At 63.4% G+C, this 16,856-nt stretch carries 11 protein-coding genes; 6 read left to right on the top strand and 5 right to left on the bottom strand.

Translation table 11 applies throughout. The features are described from left to right. Positions 1–276: 276 nt before the first annotated feature. Positions 277–1,941, bottom strand: coding sequence for an electron transfer flavoprotein-ubiquinone oxidoreductase (locus RHIBR816_RS0124090; protein ID WP_018239167.1), 1,665 nt, complete (start codon positions 1,939–1,941; stop codon positions 277–279). Positions 1,942–2,203: 262 nt separating this feature from the next. Between RHIBR816_RS0124090 and RHIBR816_RS0124085 the strand changes: the two genes are divergently transcribed. The 4 genes from RHIBR816_RS0124085 to RHIBR816_RS36385 all read left to right on the top strand — a co-directional run bounded on the left by RHIBR816_RS0124085 (position 2,204) and on the right by RHIBR816_RS36385 (position 5,043). Beyond that, on the top strand, positions 2,204–3,493 hold the full coding sequence (locus tag RHIBR816_RS0124085) for an Hsp70 family protein (RefSeq protein ID WP_018239166.1): 1,290 nt from the start codon (positions 2,204–2,206) through the stop codon (positions 3,491–3,493). A 50-nt stretch (positions 3,494–3,543) separates the two neighbouring features. Further along, positions 3,544–4,428, top strand: a complete 885-nt coding sequence (locus RHIBR816_RS0124080; protein ID WP_018239165.1) for a uracil-DNA glycosylase family protein — start codon at positions 3,544–3,546, stop codon at positions 4,426–4,428. A gap of 242 nt (positions 4,429–4,670) precedes the next feature. Continuing rightward, positions 4,671–4,850, top strand: a complete 180-nt coding sequence (locus tag RHIBR816_RS0124075) for a hypothetical protein (RefSeq protein ID WP_018239164.1) — start codon at positions 4,671–4,673, stop codon at positions 4,848–4,850. 55 nt (positions 4,851–4,905) lie between these two features. After that, on the top strand, positions 4,906–5,043 hold the full coding sequence (locus RHIBR816_RS36385; protein WP_018239163.1) for a hypothetical protein: 138 nt from the start codon (positions 4,906–4,908) through the stop codon (positions 5,041–5,043). Positions 5,044–5,110: 67 nt separating this feature from the next. Here the strand turns inward: RHIBR816_RS36385 and RHIBR816_RS0124065 are convergent, their stop codons facing one another. Then, positions 5,111–6,049: a DMT family transporter gene (locus RHIBR816_RS0124065; protein WP_018239162.1), complete on the bottom strand. Its 939-nt coding sequence runs from the start codon at positions 6,047–6,049 to the stop codon at positions 5,111–5,113. A gap of 370 nt (positions 6,050–6,419) precedes the next feature. Between RHIBR816_RS0124065 and pepN the strand changes: the two genes are divergently transcribed. Together pepN and RHIBR816_RS0124055 are read left to right on the top strand one after the other, a co-directional pair. Continuing rightward, on the top strand, positions 6,420–9,074 hold the full coding sequence (gene pepN / locus RHIBR816_RS0124060) for an aminopeptidase N (protein ID WP_018239161.1): 2,655 nt from the start codon (positions 6,420–6,422) through the stop codon (positions 9,072–9,074). A 270-nt stretch (positions 9,075–9,344) separates the two neighbouring features. Further along, the gene (locus RHIBR816_RS0124055; protein WP_026187373.1) at positions 9,345–11,672 is read left to right on the top strand and encodes an ATP-binding protein; all 2,328 of its coding nucleotides are present in this window, start codon (positions 9,345–9,347) and stop codon (positions 11,670–11,672) included. A gap of 33 nt (positions 11,673–11,705) precedes the next feature. On the opposite strand, the gene RHIBR816_RS0124050 is transcribed toward RHIBR816_RS0124055, so the two are convergent. The 3 genes from RHIBR816_RS0124050 to RHIBR816_RS0124040 all read right to left on the bottom strand — a co-directional run bounded on the left by RHIBR816_RS0124050 (position 11,706) and on the right by RHIBR816_RS0124040 (position 16,828). Then, the gene (locus RHIBR816_RS0124050; protein WP_018239159.1) at positions 11,706–14,663 is read right to left on the bottom strand and encodes a bifunctional [glutamine synthetase] adenylyltransferase/[glutamine synthetase]-adenylyl-L-tyrosine phosphorylase; all 2,958 of its coding nucleotides are present in this window, start codon (positions 14,661–14,663) and stop codon (positions 11,706–11,708) included. 69 nt (positions 14,664–14,732) lie between these two features. After that, on the bottom strand, positions 14,733–16,130 hold the full coding sequence (locus RHIBR816_RS0124045; protein WP_018239158.1) for a HAMP domain-containing sensor histidine kinase: 1,398 nt from the start codon (positions 16,128–16,130) through the stop codon (positions 14,733–14,735). After that, positions 16,127–16,828 (bottom strand): response regulator transcription factor, encoded by a 702-nt coding sequence (locus RHIBR816_RS0124040; protein ID WP_026187372.1) that lies wholly within the window; start codon positions 16,826–16,828, stop codon positions 16,127–16,129. The genes RHIBR816_RS0124045 and RHIBR816_RS0124040 overlap by 4 nt, the downstream gene beginning before the upstream one ends. Positions 16,829–16,856 lie beyond the last annotated feature (28 nt).

Here is a 16,856-nt window from a genome sequence, read left to right as displayed (position 1 = left end):
TCATTGTTTTTTTTCGCAAAATTATGCAATTGAACGCGTTGGCGGCAAAACTTCACCTGCCGCTCGGACATGGATGCACGGTCCGGCGCGCCAGTGCCCAGACACGTGCCTTGGCCTTCTCAAGGATCCTCCCCAGCGGAGACTCATGTTCGGCGTTCACCGGGATGCTCCTGGGCGAATCCGTACGGCCAGCCGCCGAACACTACATGTTCGGATAGACCGGGCCTTCGCCGCTCTTTTCTCCGGCGGGGGTCCGTGCGGCCCGCCTCCCGAACATTACATATTCGGATAGACCGGGCCTTCGCCCCCTTGTGGCGGCACCCAGTTGATGTTCTGGTTCGGGTCCTTGATGTCGCAGGTCTTGCAGTGGACGCAGTTCTGGGCGTTGATGACGAAGGTCGGCTGGCCGTCCTTCTCCACCCACTCGTAGACCCCGGCCGGACAGTAGCGGCTCGACGGGCCGGCATAGACGTCGTATTCGGAGCGCTTCTGCAGCTCCGGGTCCTTGACCTGCAGATGCACCGGCTGGTCTTCCTCGTGATTGGTGTTCGACAGGAACACCGAGGAAAGCCGGTCGAAGGTCAAGACGCCATCCGGCTTCGGATAGTCGATCTTCTGGTGCTGTGCCGCCGGCTCGAGGCTCTGCGCGTCGGTCTTGCCGTGCTTCAGGGTGCCGAAGAACGAGAAGCCGAACAGCGTGTTCGTCCACATGTCGAGGCCGCCGAGCGCGACGCCCACCGCCGTGCCGAACTTCGACCACAGCGGCTTGACGTTCCTGACCTTCTTCAGGTCCTGGCCGATGGCGCTGTCGCGCCAGCCGCGCTCGATTTCGATCGGCTCGTCATTGGCGCGGCCGCTAGCGATCGCATCCGCCAGCTTCTCGGCCGCGAGGATGCCCGACAGCACCGCATTGTGGCTGCCCTTGATGCGCGGCACGTTGACGAAGCCGGCCGAGCAGCCGATCAGCGCGCCGCCGGGGAAGGAGAGCTTCGGCACCGACTGGTAGCCGCCCTCGGTGATCGCTCGCGCCCCGTAGGAAAGCCGCTTTCCGCCCTCGAAGGTGCCGCGGATCGCCGGATGGGTCTTGAAGCGCTGGAACTCCTCGAACGGATAGAGATAGGGGTTCTTGTAGTTCAGATGCACGACGAAGCCGACGGCGACTAGGTTGTCCTCAAGGTGGTAGAGGAACGAGCCGCCGCCGGTCTTCATGCCGAGCGGCCAGCCGAACGAGTGCTTCACCAGGCCTTGCTTGTGGTTCTCCGGCTTGACCTCCCAGAGTTCCTTGAGGCCAATGCCGAATTTCGGCACGTCGCGGCCCTCGTCAAGCCGGAACTTGGCGATCAACTGCTTGGCGAGCGAACCGCGCACGCCCTCGCCGATCAGCGTGTATTTGCCGAGCAGCGCCATGCCGCGGGCGAAGTTCGGTCCCGGCTCGCCGGACCGTTCGATGCCCATGTCGCCGGTGGCGACGCCGATCACCGCGCCGTCGTCGTTGTAGAGCACTTCGGTTGCGGCAAAGCCCGGATAGATCTCGACGCCGAGCGCCTCGGCGTGGGTCGCCAGCCAGCGACAGACATTGCCGAGCGAGACGACATAGTTGCCGTGATTGTTCATCAGCGGCGGCATCAGAAAATTCGGCAGGCGGATCGACCCGGCCGGCCCCAGGAACAGGAACTGGTCGTCGGTGACTTCGGTCTTGAACGGATGGTCCGGCTCGTCGCGCCAGCCGGGCAGCAGCCGGTCGATGCCGATCGGATCGACGACGGCGCCCGACAGGATATGCGCACCCACCTCGGCACCCTTCTCCAGCACGACGACCGAAAGCTCCGGATTGACCTGCTTCAGCCGGATCGCCGCGGCAAGACCGGCCGGCCCCGCTCCAACGATCACCACGTCGAATTCCATGCTCTCGCGCTCGGGGAGTTCTTGTCGCTCGGTCATTTTCGCGTTCTCCAGTCTTGCCGTTCTCCGCCGGCTCCGTTCCCAGCAAATCATCCCGTCATGACAAATGCCGCAAACCTTGTCGAGCCGGGATGCGACAGACTGTCTCTGCTTTTGCGCATGACTTTATGCATTTACCATCATCGCATATATTACTTGTACGTAAACGTAAATAAAATCCGAGACCGAAACCTGCCGGTTGCTTTTGCAGCGCTCGCATGTAAGGAGGCCCGCCCCCGCCTGACATCGCAAGGAGACAATCATGGCGTCGGCCCTCGGCCTTGATTTCGGAACGACCAACTCCGTCCTTGCGCTGGCGCAGGGCGGTTCGACCCGCTCGCTTTCGGTGGAAAGCGCCGCCGGCAGGTTCGACACGACACGGACGGCTCTTTCCTTCATGAAGCAACACGGCCCCGTTCCCCCGAAAATCGAGGCGGGACAGGCGGCGATCCGCGAGTTCATCGACAATCCGGGCGAATGCCGTTTTCTTCAGTCGATCAAAACCTTCGCCGCGAGTGCGCTCTTTCAAGGCACGCTCGTATTTGCGAAGCGGCATGAGTTCGAAGACCTGATGTACAGCTTCCTGGGCCGCCTCAGGGACTATGCCGGAGACGAATGGAACAGCGCGTCGCAGCGCCTCGTCGTCGGTCGTCCGGTACAATTTGCCGGTGCAAGTCCGGACGAAAGGCTGGCCCTCGATCGCTACGGCCGCGCGCTTGCCCGTTTCGATTTTCCGGAGATCCACTATGTCTATGAACCGGTTGCGGCCGCTTTCTACTTCGCCCGCCAGCTAGAGCGCGATGCGACGGTGCTTGTCGCCGATTTCGGCGGCGGGACGACGGACTATTCGATCATTCGTTTCGAGAGCCACGGCGGGCGCCTGGTCGCAACGCCGGTCGGCCATTCCGGCGTCGGCGTTGCCGGCGATCACTTCGACTTCCGCATCATCGACAACATCGTCGCCCCGCTCATCGGAAAGGGGAGTCTGTTCAAGAGCTTCGACAAGCTGCTTGAGGTCCCGTCGAGTTACTACGCCAATTTTGGTCGCTGGAATCAGCTCTCGATCTTCAAGACGCTGAAGGACTTCGCAGAACTGAAGAAGCTTGTCCGCACGAGCCTGGAACCGGAGAAGCTGGAGGCTTTCGTCGACCTGATCGACCACGACGAAGGCTATCCGCTGTATCAGGCGGTCTCGGCCACGAAGATGCGGCTGTCGCAGGAGGAGGAAACCGAGTTCTTCTTCGCGCCGCTTGGCGAGCGCTCGCGGCGGACGGTTCGCCGCCAGGATTTCGAGGCCTGGATCTCGCCTGATCTCGCCCGCATCGAGGCCGCCCTCGACGAGGTGCTCGCAACAACGGCGACTGCGCCGGCCGATATCGACAGGATCTTCCTGACGGGCGGCACGTCCTTCGTGCCCGCCGTCCGCCGGCTTTTCGACAATCGCTTCGGCGAGCAGCGGATCGAAAGCGGCGGAGAACTCCTGTCGATCGCCCACGGGCTCGCTCTCATCGGCGAGAGGGAGGATATCACGACCTGGACGATTGCTGCGTAAATGTCCGGCCCCCTGCTGGACCGCGTTGGCCGATCTGTTAAATTCCGCCCATGATCTCGGCCAACGACCTTTCCCATTCGGAACTCGCCGCGCTTCTCGCTTTCCATGCGGAGGCGGGCGTCGAATGGTTGCTTGAAGACGCGCCCGTCGATCGACTGGAGGAATTCGAAGCGATCAAGGCCAAACGCGTCGACGTGGGGGCTGTGCGCAAAGTTCAGCAGGCCGCCTCGCCGGAGACGCAGAGCGGTCGACGCTCGCAGGCAACGCCCGGCAAGGCCCGGGACGCCCTTCCCGCCGCGCCGGCAATCACTCCGCCGGCGGTCGCAATCCCAGACGAGCAGGCGATCAGCGAGGCGCGATTCGCCGCCGAAAGTGCGCGATCTCTCCCAGAACTGCGCACGGCAATGGAGGCGTTTACCGGCTGCAACCTCAAGAACAGCGCCCGCAACCTCGTTTTCGCGGACAGTCGCGGCGCGTCCGGTATCATGATCGTCGGGCCGATGCCCTATGCGGAAGACGACCGGGACGGCCAGCCCTTCGCCGGCAGACACGGCGATATGCTCGAGCGCATGCTCTCCGGCATCGGCCTTTCGAGGTCGGACGTGCTGCTCGGCAATGTCGTGCCCTGGCGGCCGCCCGGCAACCGCGTGCCGAGCGGACGGGAGGCCGACATCTGCCGTCCCTTCATCGAGCGGCAGATTGCACTCGCCGAGCCCAGGCACCTGCTCCTTCTCGGCAATTTCACGGCCCGCTTCTTCTTCGGCACCAACGAAACGATCCATCAGACGAGAGGGCAATGGCGCGAGCTTGCCGCCGGCGGCCACATCGTGCCGGCGCTGGCGACGCTGCATCCCCAGGACCTCATCACCGCGCCGGTCAACAAGCGTTTCGCCTGGCAGGATCTCCTCGCCTTCAAGGCCCGGATCGGGGGCTGACGCGCCTCGCTCCTACTGCATGTCTCCTTAAATCGATCTCGATTTAAGGACAAAGACATGCAGCAATTCGAAGTGCTACAGCGACCTTTGCGCGTCTCATAAGACGCGCGGCGCTGTAGGTGAAGGAAAAATGAACAAAGCCATGCAATTTGCGCAGGTCAGCGCCGCGTTTTGATGCGTTGCAAAAGTCATGCTGCATCGCAATATGGAGCAACGGGAGGAATGGATTAAGGAATTGAACCATGACTGCCCGTTTTCGTCCGATTCACAGCAGCTTCGAGACGCTTCGTCAGGCCCGCGTCGCTCTGCGGACGCCGTACAATAGCTTTGGCGCTGTCGCCAACGAGCAACTGACGGCCATCGGCCTGGCCCACACCACATGCCGTCCGGCCCAGATCTACGCCGATTTCATTCAGCGCTGATCGGTAGGCGCGTGGAGCGCAAGCTCCGCGCCATCCGGCGGCATCGGAAACGATCATGACCATTCGCAGCCTGTTTGTAACGCTCTCCGACATCGGCACGGCCATCCGCGCTTCGCGCGAGTTCAGCCGTCTGAGCACGACCGAGGATCCGCGGCGCGCGCACCGCGTCGTCAGTTCACTGCTTCCGAACTGAGCCCTGGAGCGCCCCTCTTCATCAATCGAACGACCGAAGCCGGACCCCCGGTCCATCGGATTGGGCTTCAGCCCTGCGGCGTAACGTGCTTGCGCGCCCCCTTCCGCTCAAGCCCGAGCCGGTGTTCGCGGAAGATGATGAAGATACCCGCTCCGACAACGATCACCGTGCCCGCCAGCATGGCCGACGTCGGCACGTCGCCGAAAAGGAAATAGCCGATGACGATGCCGAGCACGATCGACGTATATTCGAAGGGGGCGATCGTTGACATGTCGGCGTGGCGATAGCTCTCCGTCAACAGGATCTGGGCGACACCCCCGCAGAAGCCGGCAAGCATCAGAAGCAGGAAGGACGTCCACGATATCGGCGACCAGCCGAAGGGAAGCGTCGCCAGGGAAAACACCGCCGCGGACAGCGAGAAGTAGAGAACGATGGTATGGGTACGCTCGGTCTGCACCAGCCTGCGTACCAGAACCATCGCAACTGCTCCGAGCGTCGCCGAAAGCAGGACCGCGACCGCGCCCAGCGCCTCCGACGCGCCGAATCCTCCTTCATCGAGCAATGTCAGACGCGGCCAGGTGATGATCAGCACGCCGATGAGGCCGATGAACACCGCCGACCAGCGGTAGAGCCGGACGATCTCGCCTAGAAACAGGGCCGCGAAAGCGACCGCCAGCAGCGGCATCGCATAGCCGATCGCAATCGCCTCCGGCAGCGGCAGGTGCACGAGCCCGTAAAAGCCGCAGCTCATCGAGAGAATGCCGACGAAGCCACGCACGACATGCCCCACGACATTGTCCGTCCGGAAGGCGTCGCGCACCTGCCCGCGACAGGCCAGGAAGCCGAGAATCGGCACCATGGCGAAGGCAGATCGATAGAAGGTGATCTGCCCCGTGGCGATGCCGCTGCCGGCCGCCTTGATGCAGGTGGCCATGCCAACGAAGACGATCACGGACAGGACCTTGAGCAGAATCCCCTTCATGGGGTTGTGAATATCGGCATCCATGGGGGCGTTTCGAAATGTCACCGGCGAGCGGGGCGGAAGGAAGGACACGGCGCAGCCGCGGCAGGATGGCACCACTCTAGCGGTACGGCGCGGCATGTTGGATCAATTTTCTTGATGGGCACGGGATTTTCGTGATGGCTTAGCTCCCGCATTGCCGTTGACGAGTTGCTTTAGCGCTCACGAAAAAACTTGTGGGATTTAGTTCTTGTTAGTGACGCTTCGTTAAACCTGCGCTTCGGGGGCGGGAAATCGAGGTGTTCGCTGCCGAAGTGCGGTCGACGGCATTGCAAGCACAAAATCTCGCTCCTGGCCTTTTCACCATCACAGGCGCCCTCTAACTTATGAGCGGAAGGCGCAAGCGGGACTGACCATGCGGACAAATACTGGCCAGATCATTCATCTGGAAGACTACCGGCCGACCGATTTCGTTCTCGAAAGAGTGGACCTGACGTTCGAACTCGACCCCAAGGAGACGAAGGTCGAGGCGCGGCTCATCTTCCACCGCCGCGAGGGCGTCGACGCCTCCGCCCCGCTGGTGCTTGACGGCGACGAGCTAACCATGACCGGCCTGCTGCTCGACCAGGAAGAACTGCCGGCTACGCTCTACGACGCGATGGACGACACGCTGACGATCCGCGGCCTGCCGGAGACGGCCCCCTTCGAGATCACCGTGACGACGCTCTTGTCGCCGGAGACGAACACGAAGCTGATGGGCCTCTACCGCACGAACAGCGTCTATTGCACGCAATGCGAGGCGGAGGGCTTCCGCCGCATCACCTATTTCCCCGACCGGCCCGACGTGCTCGCCGTCTATACGGTCAACATCATTGCCGACAAGGCGACCGCCCCCCTCCTCCTTTCCAACGGCAACTATCTTGGCGGCGCTGACATGGGCGACGGCCGGCACTTCGCCGCCTGGTTCGATCCGCATCCGAAGCCGAGCTATCTCTTCGCGCTGGTCGCCGGCGACCTCGGCGTCGTCGAGGACAGGTTCACGACCGCCTCCGGCCGCGAGGTGGCGCTGAAGATCTATGTCGAACATGGCAAGGAGCCGCGCGCGGCTTACGCGATGGACGCACTCAAGCGGTCGATGAAGTGGGACGAGGAGGCCTTCGGCCGCGAATACGATCTCGACATCTTCATGATCGTCGCCGTGTCCGACTTCAACATGGGCGCCATGGAGAACAAGGGGCTCAACGTCTTCAACGACAAATACGTTCTCGCGGATCCGGAAACGGCGACGGACACGGACTACGCCAATATCGAAGCGATCATCGCCCACGAGTATTTCCACAACTGGACGGGCAACCGCATCACCTGCCGCGACTGGTTCCAGCTGTGCCTCAAGGAAGGGCTGACGGTCTACCGCGATCACGAGTTTTCGGCGGACATGCGCTCGCGCGCGGTCAAGCGGATCGCTGAGGTGCGTCACCTGAAATCCGAGCAGTTCCCCGAGGATGCCGGCCCCCTCGCCCACCCGGTTCGCCCGACGAAATATCGCGAAATCAATAACTTCTATACGACGACCGTCTACGAGAAGGGCTCCGAAGTGACGCGGATGATCGCGACCATTCTCGGGCGCGACCTCTTCAAGAAGGGCATGGACCTCTATTTCGACCGCCATGACGGCCAGGCGGTGACCATCGAGGACTTCATTCGCTGCTTCGAGGACGCGAGCGGACGCGACCTTCGGCAGTTTTCGCTGTGGTATCACCAGGCTGGAACGCCGCTGGTGACCGCCTCCGGATCCTATGACGCGACGAAGCAGACCTACAGCCTGTCGCTGGAACAGACGGTGCCTGCGACTCCGGGTCAGAGCGCCAAGAAGCCGATGCATATCCCGCTCCGCCTCGGGCTTCTGCTCGAGAACGGCAGCGAGGTCATGCCGCCGGCCGTCTCGGGCGCCGACGTCACAGCCGACGTGGTGCATCTGACGGAGCGCAAGCAGACCGTTGTCTTCTCCGGCATCCCATCTCGGCCCGTGCCCTCCTTCAATCGCGGCTTCTCGGCGCCGATCAACCTGCAGATCGAGCAGAGCGCGGAAGACCGCGCGCTCATTGCACGCCATGAAGTCGACCTCTTTGCCCGATGGCAGGCACTGAATGCGATCGCGCTCGACAATCTGGTCAAGGCGACGGCGCAGGCCCGCGACAGCCAGCCGACGACCAGCGACGATGCCCTCATAGACGGGCTTCTGGCGGCTGCGGGCGACGAACGGCTGGAGCCGGCGTTCCGCGCACAGGTCCTCTCGCTGCCGAGCGAAGCCGACATCGCCCGGGAAATCGGCCGCAATAACGACCCGGATGCCATCCATTCGGGCCGACAGGCGATCCGTTCGGCCATTGCCGCGTCGGGCAAGCAGATCTTTTCGCGCTTGCTCGCGGAGATGGCGCTGTCCGGCCCGTTCCGGCCCGACGCTGCAAGCGCCGGCCGGCGGGCGTTGCGCAACGCCGCCCTTTCCTATCTCGTCTATGGCGACGAGCAGCCTGAGAAAGCGGTGAGCGCTTTCCGCTCCGCCAACAACATGACCGATCTCAGCCAGGCGCTGACGCTGCTTGCTCACCGCTTTCCGGACGCGCAAGAGACGCTCGATGCGCTGGACACGTTCAAGAACCGCTTCGCGGACAATGCACTGGTGATCGACAAATGGTTCGCCATCCAGGCGACGATCCCGGGCGCCTCGACCCTCGACCGGGTCAAGGCGCTGATGTCCGACCCGCACTTCAACGCCAGCAACCCGAATCGCGTGCGCTCTCTCGTCGGCACCTTCGCTTTCTCCAACCCGACGGGTTTCAACCGTGCGGATGGCGAAGGCTACCGTTTCCTCGCGCAGCAGATCCTCGATATCGATCCCCGCAATCCGCAACTCGCGGCGCGGATCCTGACATCGATGCGGTCCTGGCGGTCGCTGGAACAGGTGCGCGCAAAGCATGCCCAGGCGGCCCTCAAGGAAATCGCCGGGGCCGCCAACCTTTCCGTCGACGTCAGCGACATCGTCGACCGAATGTTGAACGACGGGGCATGAGTTCGGCACGCGCCGCACTCCCAACAGCCTGCTCCAGGTTTCCTCAGTTCGGCGCTGGAGAGCTATGACTTTCCAACGATGAAAATTGGTTAACAAATCTTTACCCCTGCCTCTAGACAAGGCGAATCGCCCTGTGATTCATTGAGTCAGATTCGGGCGAGCGGCGCACCGAATCACCGAAGCGTTCCAATCTCACAGGATGTTTCGGATTGAGAGGATCACAGCGTCCCTTCGCATCCACATGCGGGACGCTCTCGAGGACGGCAGACATTGGGAAAGATAGCGGACGCGCGACGGGGAAGCGCAGCCGACGGGCGGTTGCGACTCAAGTTCCCGGGCCTTTCCGGGCTGGAACGGGCGCTCATCGAGAGGGCGAAGGTGCTTGCCGAGCCGGCATCGCGCCGGCTTGCGCGGGCCGAGCCCGTTCTCAAGCGCTCAATTCCCATCCTCATCATCGCCTTCCTACTGCTCGTGGCCGTTTCGCGCATGTCCGGCATCATGGACGAGCACGCCCGGATGGAGGCGAGCTCACGCCGGACCGTCAGCCTCGCGGCGACGGCGGCGACGGCGGCGTTCCAGGCCGATGGGTCGGAACTCTTCGCAGACGGGCGGCGGTGGGAAACCGAGCGCCGGCTCGCGGAGTTTCTGCCTACCGAGCTCCTCGACGCCGGCATGTTCCTGCTGACAGTACGCCGGGACGGTCGAATATTCGCGAGCACACAGGATGGCGCACACTTCATCGGACGCACGCTGACGTCGGTCGCTCCCGACGTCGCTTCGCTGCAATATTACGGCGAAGGCTCCGGCGCGATGCGGGCGACAATCGATGGAGTCGAACACCTGGTGGCCCTGATGCAGCTGCCGGCTTCCGCAGGCGTCGTCTTGGCGGCAACGCCCGTCGCCCGGTTCGAAGCCGCCTGGCGTGACGATGTCTCGCTCAACGTCACACTCTTTGCCGGAATTTCGGCAATCCTGCTCGTCGTCCTTTACGCCTACTATATCCAGGCGAAGCGCGCACGGGACGCCGATTCCGTCTTCGCGGAATCGAACCTGCGCGTCGAAACCGCATTGTCGCGCGGCCGTTGCGGGCTTTGGGATTTCGACCTCGCCAATCGACGCCTGTTCTGGTCCGGCTCTATGTACGAGATGCTCGGCATGCCAGGCGGCAGCAGCGTGCTGTCGTTCGGCGATGCGGCGCGGCTCATGCACCCGGAGGATCGGGGCGTTTACCGCGTGGCGAGGGCGATCGCCAAGGGCAACGAGCGCCAGATCGACCAGGTGTTCCGCATGCGACACGCAGACGGCCACTATGTCTGGCTTCGGGCCCGCGCCCAGGTCATCCGCACGGTTTCCGGCCGGACGCACCTGATCGGCATCGCCATGGACGTCACCGAGCAGCACCGGCTCGCCCAGCGCTATGCGGAGGCGGACCAGCGGCTGACCGATGCAATCGAGTGCACGTCGGAAGCTTTCGTGCTGTGGGACAAGCACGACCGGCTGGTCATGTGCAACACCCACTACCAGCAGGCCTACCAGTTGCCGGACCACGTGCTCGTGCCCGGCACCGAACGGGTGGTGGTTCATGCGGCGGCGGCGAGGCCGGTGATCGAGCGGCGCGTCGCCGATCCGGATCGCGGCAACCACTCGCAGACGAGCGAGGTGCAACTCGCCGACGAGCGCTGGCTGCAGATCAACGACCGCCGCACGCGCGACGGCGGCCTTGTCTCGGTCGGGACCGATATCACGCTTCTGAAGCGCCATCAGGTGCGCCTGCGCGAATCCGAGCGGCGGCTGATGGCGACGATCGGCGATCTTTCGGCTTCGCGCATCACGCTCGAGCGGCAGAAGGCCGAGCTCTCCGTGGCCAACGCAAACTATCAGGCGGAAAAGGAACGGGCGGAGGGCGCAAACCGGGCGAAATCGGAGTTCCTCGCCAACATGTCGCATGAGCTGCGCACGCCGCTCAACGCCATTCTCGGTTTTTCCGAAATCCTGCAGAATCAGATGTTCGGGCCGCTCGGCTCTGAGAAATACCATGAGTATTCGCGTGACATCCACGAGAGCGGCAAGCACCTGCTCAACGTCATCAATGACATACTCGACATGTCGAAGATCGAAGCCGGGCACATGCGCATCACGTGCGAGAGGATCGACCTCGCGCCGCTGATCGAGGAAACACTTCGCTTCACCACGATACCGGCGGAGCAGAAGAACATCCGGGTGGTCCAGGAGATATCCTCGGGTCTCACGATGTTCGCCGACCGGCGCGCCATGAAGCAGATACTGCTCAACCTGCTGTCGAACGCCGTCAAGTTCACCAATGAAGGTGGGCGCATTGCGCTCAGGGCCCGCAAGGTCCGTGGCGCGGTCACGCTGACAATCGCCGATTCCGGCATCGGCATTCCCCGGCATGCGCTGGAGAAAATCGGTCATCCCTTCGAGCAGGTGCAGAGCCAGTATGCCAAGAGCAAGGGCGGCTCCGGATTGGGGCTTGCCATCTCCCGGTCGCTGACGCGCCTCCACGGGGGCCGGATGAAGATCCATTCCGCAGAAAACGTCGGCACGATCATCTCGGTGCGAATTCCTGACCTCGCCTGAGTATGCCGGCGGCGGCGAGCCGCTTGAGCTAGACTAGCCCGATAGCACCGTCTGGAAGATGCCGCGCACAGCCTTCGAGTAGCGGCGTATGTCAGCCTCGAGGTGTTTGAGGTCCGGGTAATCGCCGGCCCGGCAGACGAGATCGACGAGACCGGCAGGCGCGTCCTTCGGGGCGAAATCGCCGTCGATGCACAGCCTGACGATCTGCGAGACTTCCGTAAAAAGCGCCAACGCCTCGACCGCGGTGTCGAGATCGTTCGCATTCATCAGTGCAGTACCGAGCCCCTTCAGCGCCTCCATCGTGTGCGTTCCGGCAGGCGGCGGCGCCACTGCCTTTGCCGGGGCCACGAGCGTCAAGTATTGGGCGATGAATTCGATATCGACGAGCCCGCCCGGAATAAGCTTGAAATCCCAGATATCGCTCGGCGGCTTTTCCTTGTCGATAAGGTCGCGCATCTCCTCTACGTCCTTGCGGACCTTCGTAACGTCGCGCTTTCCAGACAGGATCTCGGCAAAGATCGCTTCCGCGTCATCGATCAGGCCTTCATCGCCGCAGATGCATCGGGCGCGCGTCAGCGCCAGATGTTCCCAGGTCCAGGCCTCCTCACGTTGATATTTGGCAAAGGCGGTGACGCGCGTCGCAACGGGACCCTTGTTGCCCGAGGGCCGGAGCCGCATGTCAACATTGTAGAGAATACCCTCGGCTGTCGGGGCGGAAAGAGCGGCGATCAGCCGCTGCGTGACGCGTGTGAAATAACGCATCGGATCAAGCGGCTTGGAACCGTCGGATTGATGGATCTCGCTGTCGTAGTCGTAGAGCAGGATGAGGTCGACGTCGGAGCCGGCCGTCAGTTCGCGGCTGCCGAGCTTTCCCATGCCGACGACGGCGACGCGGCCGCCCGGGAGCCGGCCGTGCACGGAACGGATCTCCTCCTGAACAGCGTCCAACGCAGCGGCGATGATCAAATCGGCGAGGTCGGTGAAGGCCCTTCCCGCCTGCAGGCCGGAGATCGTGCCGGTCAGCAACCGGATGCCGATCAGGAAGCGCTGTTCGGCGGCGATGATGCGCAGGCGATCCAGCACCTCCTCATAGTGGTGGGCGCCGGCGACGAAATTGGCGATCCGCGGCGCCAGATAGTCCCTCGTCGGCAGTTCGGCCAGCAGGCCCGGGTCCAGCATGCCGTCGAAGACGTGCGGTCTGGCAGCGATGATATCCGCCAGGCGGGGCGCAGAGGACATGATATTGACGATCAGCGACAACAGCCCCGGATTGCTGCCGAGCAGCGAGAAGAGCTGGATGCCGGCCGGCAGCCCGGAAAGGAACTGGTCGAAGCGCAGCAAGGCCTCATCGGCGCGCCGGCTCTCGCCGAACACCCGCAGAAGCTCCGGCGTCAATTCCGTCAGGCGTTCGCGTGCCTCGACGGACTGCGTCGCCCGATAGCGCCCGTAGTGCCACGTGCGGATGATGCGGGCTATGTCGGACGGACGCTGGAAACCCAGCCTTTTCAGCGTTTCGAGCGTGTCCGGGTCGTCATGCTGGCCGGTGAAGACCAGATTTCCGGTCTCGGCCGAGAGCTTTGCCTCCTGCTCGAAAAGCTGCGCGTAGCGTCGCTCGACCGTCCGCAATACGCGCGAAAGCTCCCTGGAGAAGGACGCCGTGTCTTCGAAGCCGAGCATAGAGGCAATGCGCCTGAGCTCACCCTCTGTCTCGGGCACAAGGTGGGTCTGCTCGTCATGCACCATCTGGATGCGGTGCTCGACGTCGCGAAGGAACCAATAGGCGTCGATCAGTTCGTGCGCCGTCGAGCGATCGATCCAGCCGCTCTCGGCCAGCACGTGCAGCATCGCCTCGGTTTCGCGCAGTCGAAGCGCTGGCATCCGGCCGCCGGCAATCAGTTGCTGCGTCTGCACGAAGAATTCGATCTCACGGATGCCGCCGCGGCCGAGCTTGACATTGTGCCCCTTGACGGCAATTTCGCCGTGACCCTTGTGGGCGTGAATCTGCCGCTTGATCGAGTGAATGTCGGCAATTGCCGCATAGTCGAGATATTTTCGGAAGACGAAAGGCGTCAGCTCCTTCAGGAAGCGTTCGCCCGCCAAAAGATCGCCGGCAATCGGCCGCGCCTTGATGAAGGCCGCGCGCTCCCAGTTCTGGCCCCTGCTCTCGTAGTAAAGCATCGCCGCCTCGACGGGGATTGCGAGCGGGGTCGAACCGGGATCGGGCCGAAGGCGCAGGTCGGTGCGGAACACGTAGCCGTCACCCGTCCGTTCCTGCAGGATGCGGATGAGCCGCCGCAAGAGCCGCGCGAAGGTCTCCGTCGCCTCGTCGCGACTGACGAGGATGTCGGACTGCGGATCGTAGAAAATCACCAGGTCGATATCGGAGGAATAGTTGAGCTCGCAGGCACCGAGCTTGCCCATGCCGAGCACCACGACGCCCGAGCCGACACTCGGCGCGGAGCAATCCTCAAGGACGAACTTGCCGCTTTCATGCGCGCCGAGCAGCAGGTGGTCGATCGCCGCCGACACTGCTGCGCCGGCGAAGTCGCTCAGCCAGCGCGTCGTTTCGCGGCCGCCGAACTGCCGCGAGAGATCGGCGAGTGCGACGGCGAAGGCAACCTCGCGCCGTGCCCGCCGCAGCCGCGACATGACCTCGGTATCCGGCAGGGCCCTTTCTGCCGCCTCGCCCCGCCAGGCCAGCCGCGCGGCATCGATCCGGCTTCGCAGGAATCCCGGCAGGCTCTCGGTCAGCAGCGCCTCGAGAATGGCGGGGCTGCTGGCGGCAGTGTCACGCAGAAAGGGAGAGAGCGCAAAGGCGGCAAGGATGAAATGCTTGAGCGGCGCATCGGAGGCGAGAAGCTTCGCGATCGGCTCGCTTCCCTTTGCCATATCCTTGAGAACGGAAAGAGCGACCTTGACGTCGGCCTGGCTCGACGGGCGGATCGGCACCGTCTCGATATCGGACAACCGCTTCTCGGTCGCGTCCACCATCGGTCTTCTCCTCCCTTGCGGATCATCGGGATCGGCTTGGTCCAACCGGACATTGCCCCGGCTGGTGTATCAGTTCGCGCCCGCCGGGAAAACCATGCGTACCGTCAGTCCCTTTCCATCCGGGTCCGTCGCCGAGAGATCCAGTGAGCCATGGTGCATCTCCACCACGGCCCCGACAAGGGAAAGGCCGAGACCGGTGCCGGGCTTGGTGCGGCTCTCGTCCAGCCGCACGAAACGCTTGACCACCTCGCCGCGCATATTGGCGGGCACGCCTGGACCGTGATCGGCGACCGTCAGGACGACGCTGCCGCGGCTTTCCTTCATGTCGACCCGAATGAGCGGATTTTCCGCTCCCTCCGCATATTTGATCCCGTTGTCGATCAGGTTCCCGAGCGCCTGGCCGATCAGCTCGCGGTTGCCGGAGATCACCACCTTGGGCTGGATGTCCGCCTCCAGGCGGAGGGCGCTTTCCTCGGCGACCGGCTGATAAAGCTCCACGCAATCGGCGACGATGCCGGACAAATCGACCTCGCTCATCTCGGCAACGGCGGAGCCTGCCTCGACGCGCGAAATCATCAGCAGCGCATTGAAGGTGCGGATCAGCTGGTCGGATTCCCCAATGATTTCCTCGAGCGCGCCGTTCTGGTTGCCACCTTCCTTGCTGGCAAGCGCCGCTTCGGCCTTGTTGCGCAGCCGGGTCAGCGGCGTCTTGAGGTCGTGGGCGATATTGTCGGAGACCTGCTTCAGGCCCTCGTTCAGCTTTTCGATCCGTCCCAGCATGGCGTTCAGCGATTCCGACAGCCGGTCGAACTCGTCGCCCGAACCGCTCGCCGGCAGTCGCTGCGAAAGGTCTCCCCCCATGATCTTGGTGCTCGCCTCCGACATCCGGTCGATGCGCCTCAAGGCGTTGCGCCCGATGGCGAACCAGATGACCAGCGCGCCGAGCCCCATGATGCCGAGCGCCACGACCAGGGCCTGCCGCACGAGAACGCGAAACTTTTCCGGTTCCTGCAGGTCGCGGCCAACGAGTATCCGGAGACCGTTGTCCAGAACGAGGACCTGGGCGAGCGCGACATGGTTGTCCGCCCGGTTTTCATCCGTGAAGCGCTGGTAGCGGAACGGCTCGGATGTCCAGCCCTCGCCGTCGAGCAGGCCGGGCTCGAGGCCAGCGACATTGCCCGCGAGAATATCGCCGCTGGGGCCGGCAATAACATAGAGGTTTGCGCCCGGCTGACGGGCCCGCCGCTCCAGCGAACGAAGCAGGCCGTTGACGCCGGCACGCTCGTAGATGCCCTCGATCTGGGCCGCCTCGACCGCAATCGCCTCACGCGTCTGCTGCTGCAGGAGGCGCTCGGACATGCCGGTGACGTAGAAAACGAGGAAGACGGCGCAAAGGGAGAAAAGGACGAGATAGAGCGCGGAGAGCCGGACCGCGGTCGTCCTGAACAGAACGCCGAACTTGCTCATGTCTCAGCGGTCCGCTCGTCCTTGATCATGTAGCCGGCGCCGCGAACGGTCCTCAGCAGCGGCGGGTCGAAATCCTTCTCGATCTTGGAGCGCAAGCGCGACACATGCACGTCGATCACGTTGGTCTGCGGGTCGAAGTGGTAGTCCCACACATTCTCGAGCAGCATGGTTCTGGTCACGACCTGGCCGGCATTCTTCATCAGATATTCGAGCAGCCGGAACTCGCGCGGCTGCAGCAGGATTTCCTTGCCCTGGCGGCGGACCGAATGAGACAGCCGGTCCAGTTCGAGGTCGCCGACGCGATAGACCATGTCCTGGTCCGGCGTTCCCTTGCGCCGGCCAAGCACTTCCACACGCGCCAAAAGCTCGCTGAACGCATAGGGTTTGGGGAGGTAGTCGTCGCCACCGGCACGAAGCCCGGTCACCCGGTCATCGACCTGGCCGAGGGCCGAGAGGATGAGGACCGGCGTGTGGACGCCCCGGCGCCTCAATTCGGTGATCAACGACAGGCCGTCGCGGCGTGGCAGCATACGGTCCACGACAAGCACGTCGTAGGCGTTCTCGCTCGCCATGAACAGGCCGCTTTCACCGTCGCTGGCGTGGTCGGAAACGATGCCCGCTTCGCGGAACGCCTTCGCCAGATAGGCGGCGGCCTCGAGATCATCTTCAACAATCAGAATCTTCATACGGCTGACCATAGTCCCGGACCTCTGTTCGTCTCAACCG

The sequence above is a fragment of the Ensifer sp. BR816 genome, assembly GCF_000378985.1.
Taxonomy (GTDB): Bacteria; Pseudomonadota; Alphaproteobacteria; order Rhizobiales; family Rhizobiaceae; genus Sinorhizobium.
This window is presented reverse-complemented; position numbering and strand designations above follow the sequence as displayed.

Excerpts from the sequence above, each read along its gene's own strand:
- RHIBR816_RS0124050 (WP_018239159.1), bottom strand. The coding sequence starts at position 14,663 with ATGGTGGACGCGACCGAGAAGCGGTTGTCCGATATCGAGACGGTGCCG.
- RHIBR816_RS0124045 (WP_018239158.1), bottom strand. The coding sequence starts at position 16,130 with ATGAGCAAGTTCGGCGTTCTGTTCAGGACGACCGCGGTCCGGCTCTCC.
- RHIBR816_RS0124090 (WP_018239167.1), bottom strand. The coding sequence starts at position 1,941 with ATGACCGAGCGACAAGAACTCCCCGAGCGCGAGAGCATGGAATTCGAC.
- RHIBR816_RS0124080 (WP_018239165.1), top strand. The coding sequence starts at position 3,544 with ATGATCTCGGCCAACGACCTTTCCCATTCGGAACTCGCCGCGCTTCTC.
- RHIBR816_RS36385 (WP_018239163.1), top strand. The coding sequence starts at position 4,906 with ATGACCATTCGCAGCCTGTTTGTAACGCTCTCCGACATCGGCACGGCC.
- RHIBR816_RS0124075 (WP_018239164.1), top strand. The coding sequence starts at position 4,671 with ATGACTGCCCGTTTTCGTCCGATTCACAGCAGCTTCGAGACGCTTCGT.
- RHIBR816_RS0124040 (WP_026187372.1), bottom strand. The coding sequence starts at position 16,828 with ATGGTCAGCCGTATGAAGATTCTGATTGTTGAAGATGATCTCGAGGCC.
- RHIBR816_RS0124085 (WP_018239166.1), top strand. The coding sequence starts at position 2,204 with ATGGCGTCGGCCCTCGGCCTTGATTTCGGAACGACCAACTCCGTCCTT.
- pepN (WP_018239161.1), top strand. The coding sequence starts at position 6,420 with ATGCGGACAAATACTGGCCAGATCATTCATCTGGAAGACTACCGGCCG.
- RHIBR816_RS0124065 (WP_018239162.1), bottom strand. The coding sequence starts at position 6,049 with ATGGATGCCGATATTCACAACCCCATGAAGGGGATTCTGCTCAAGGTC.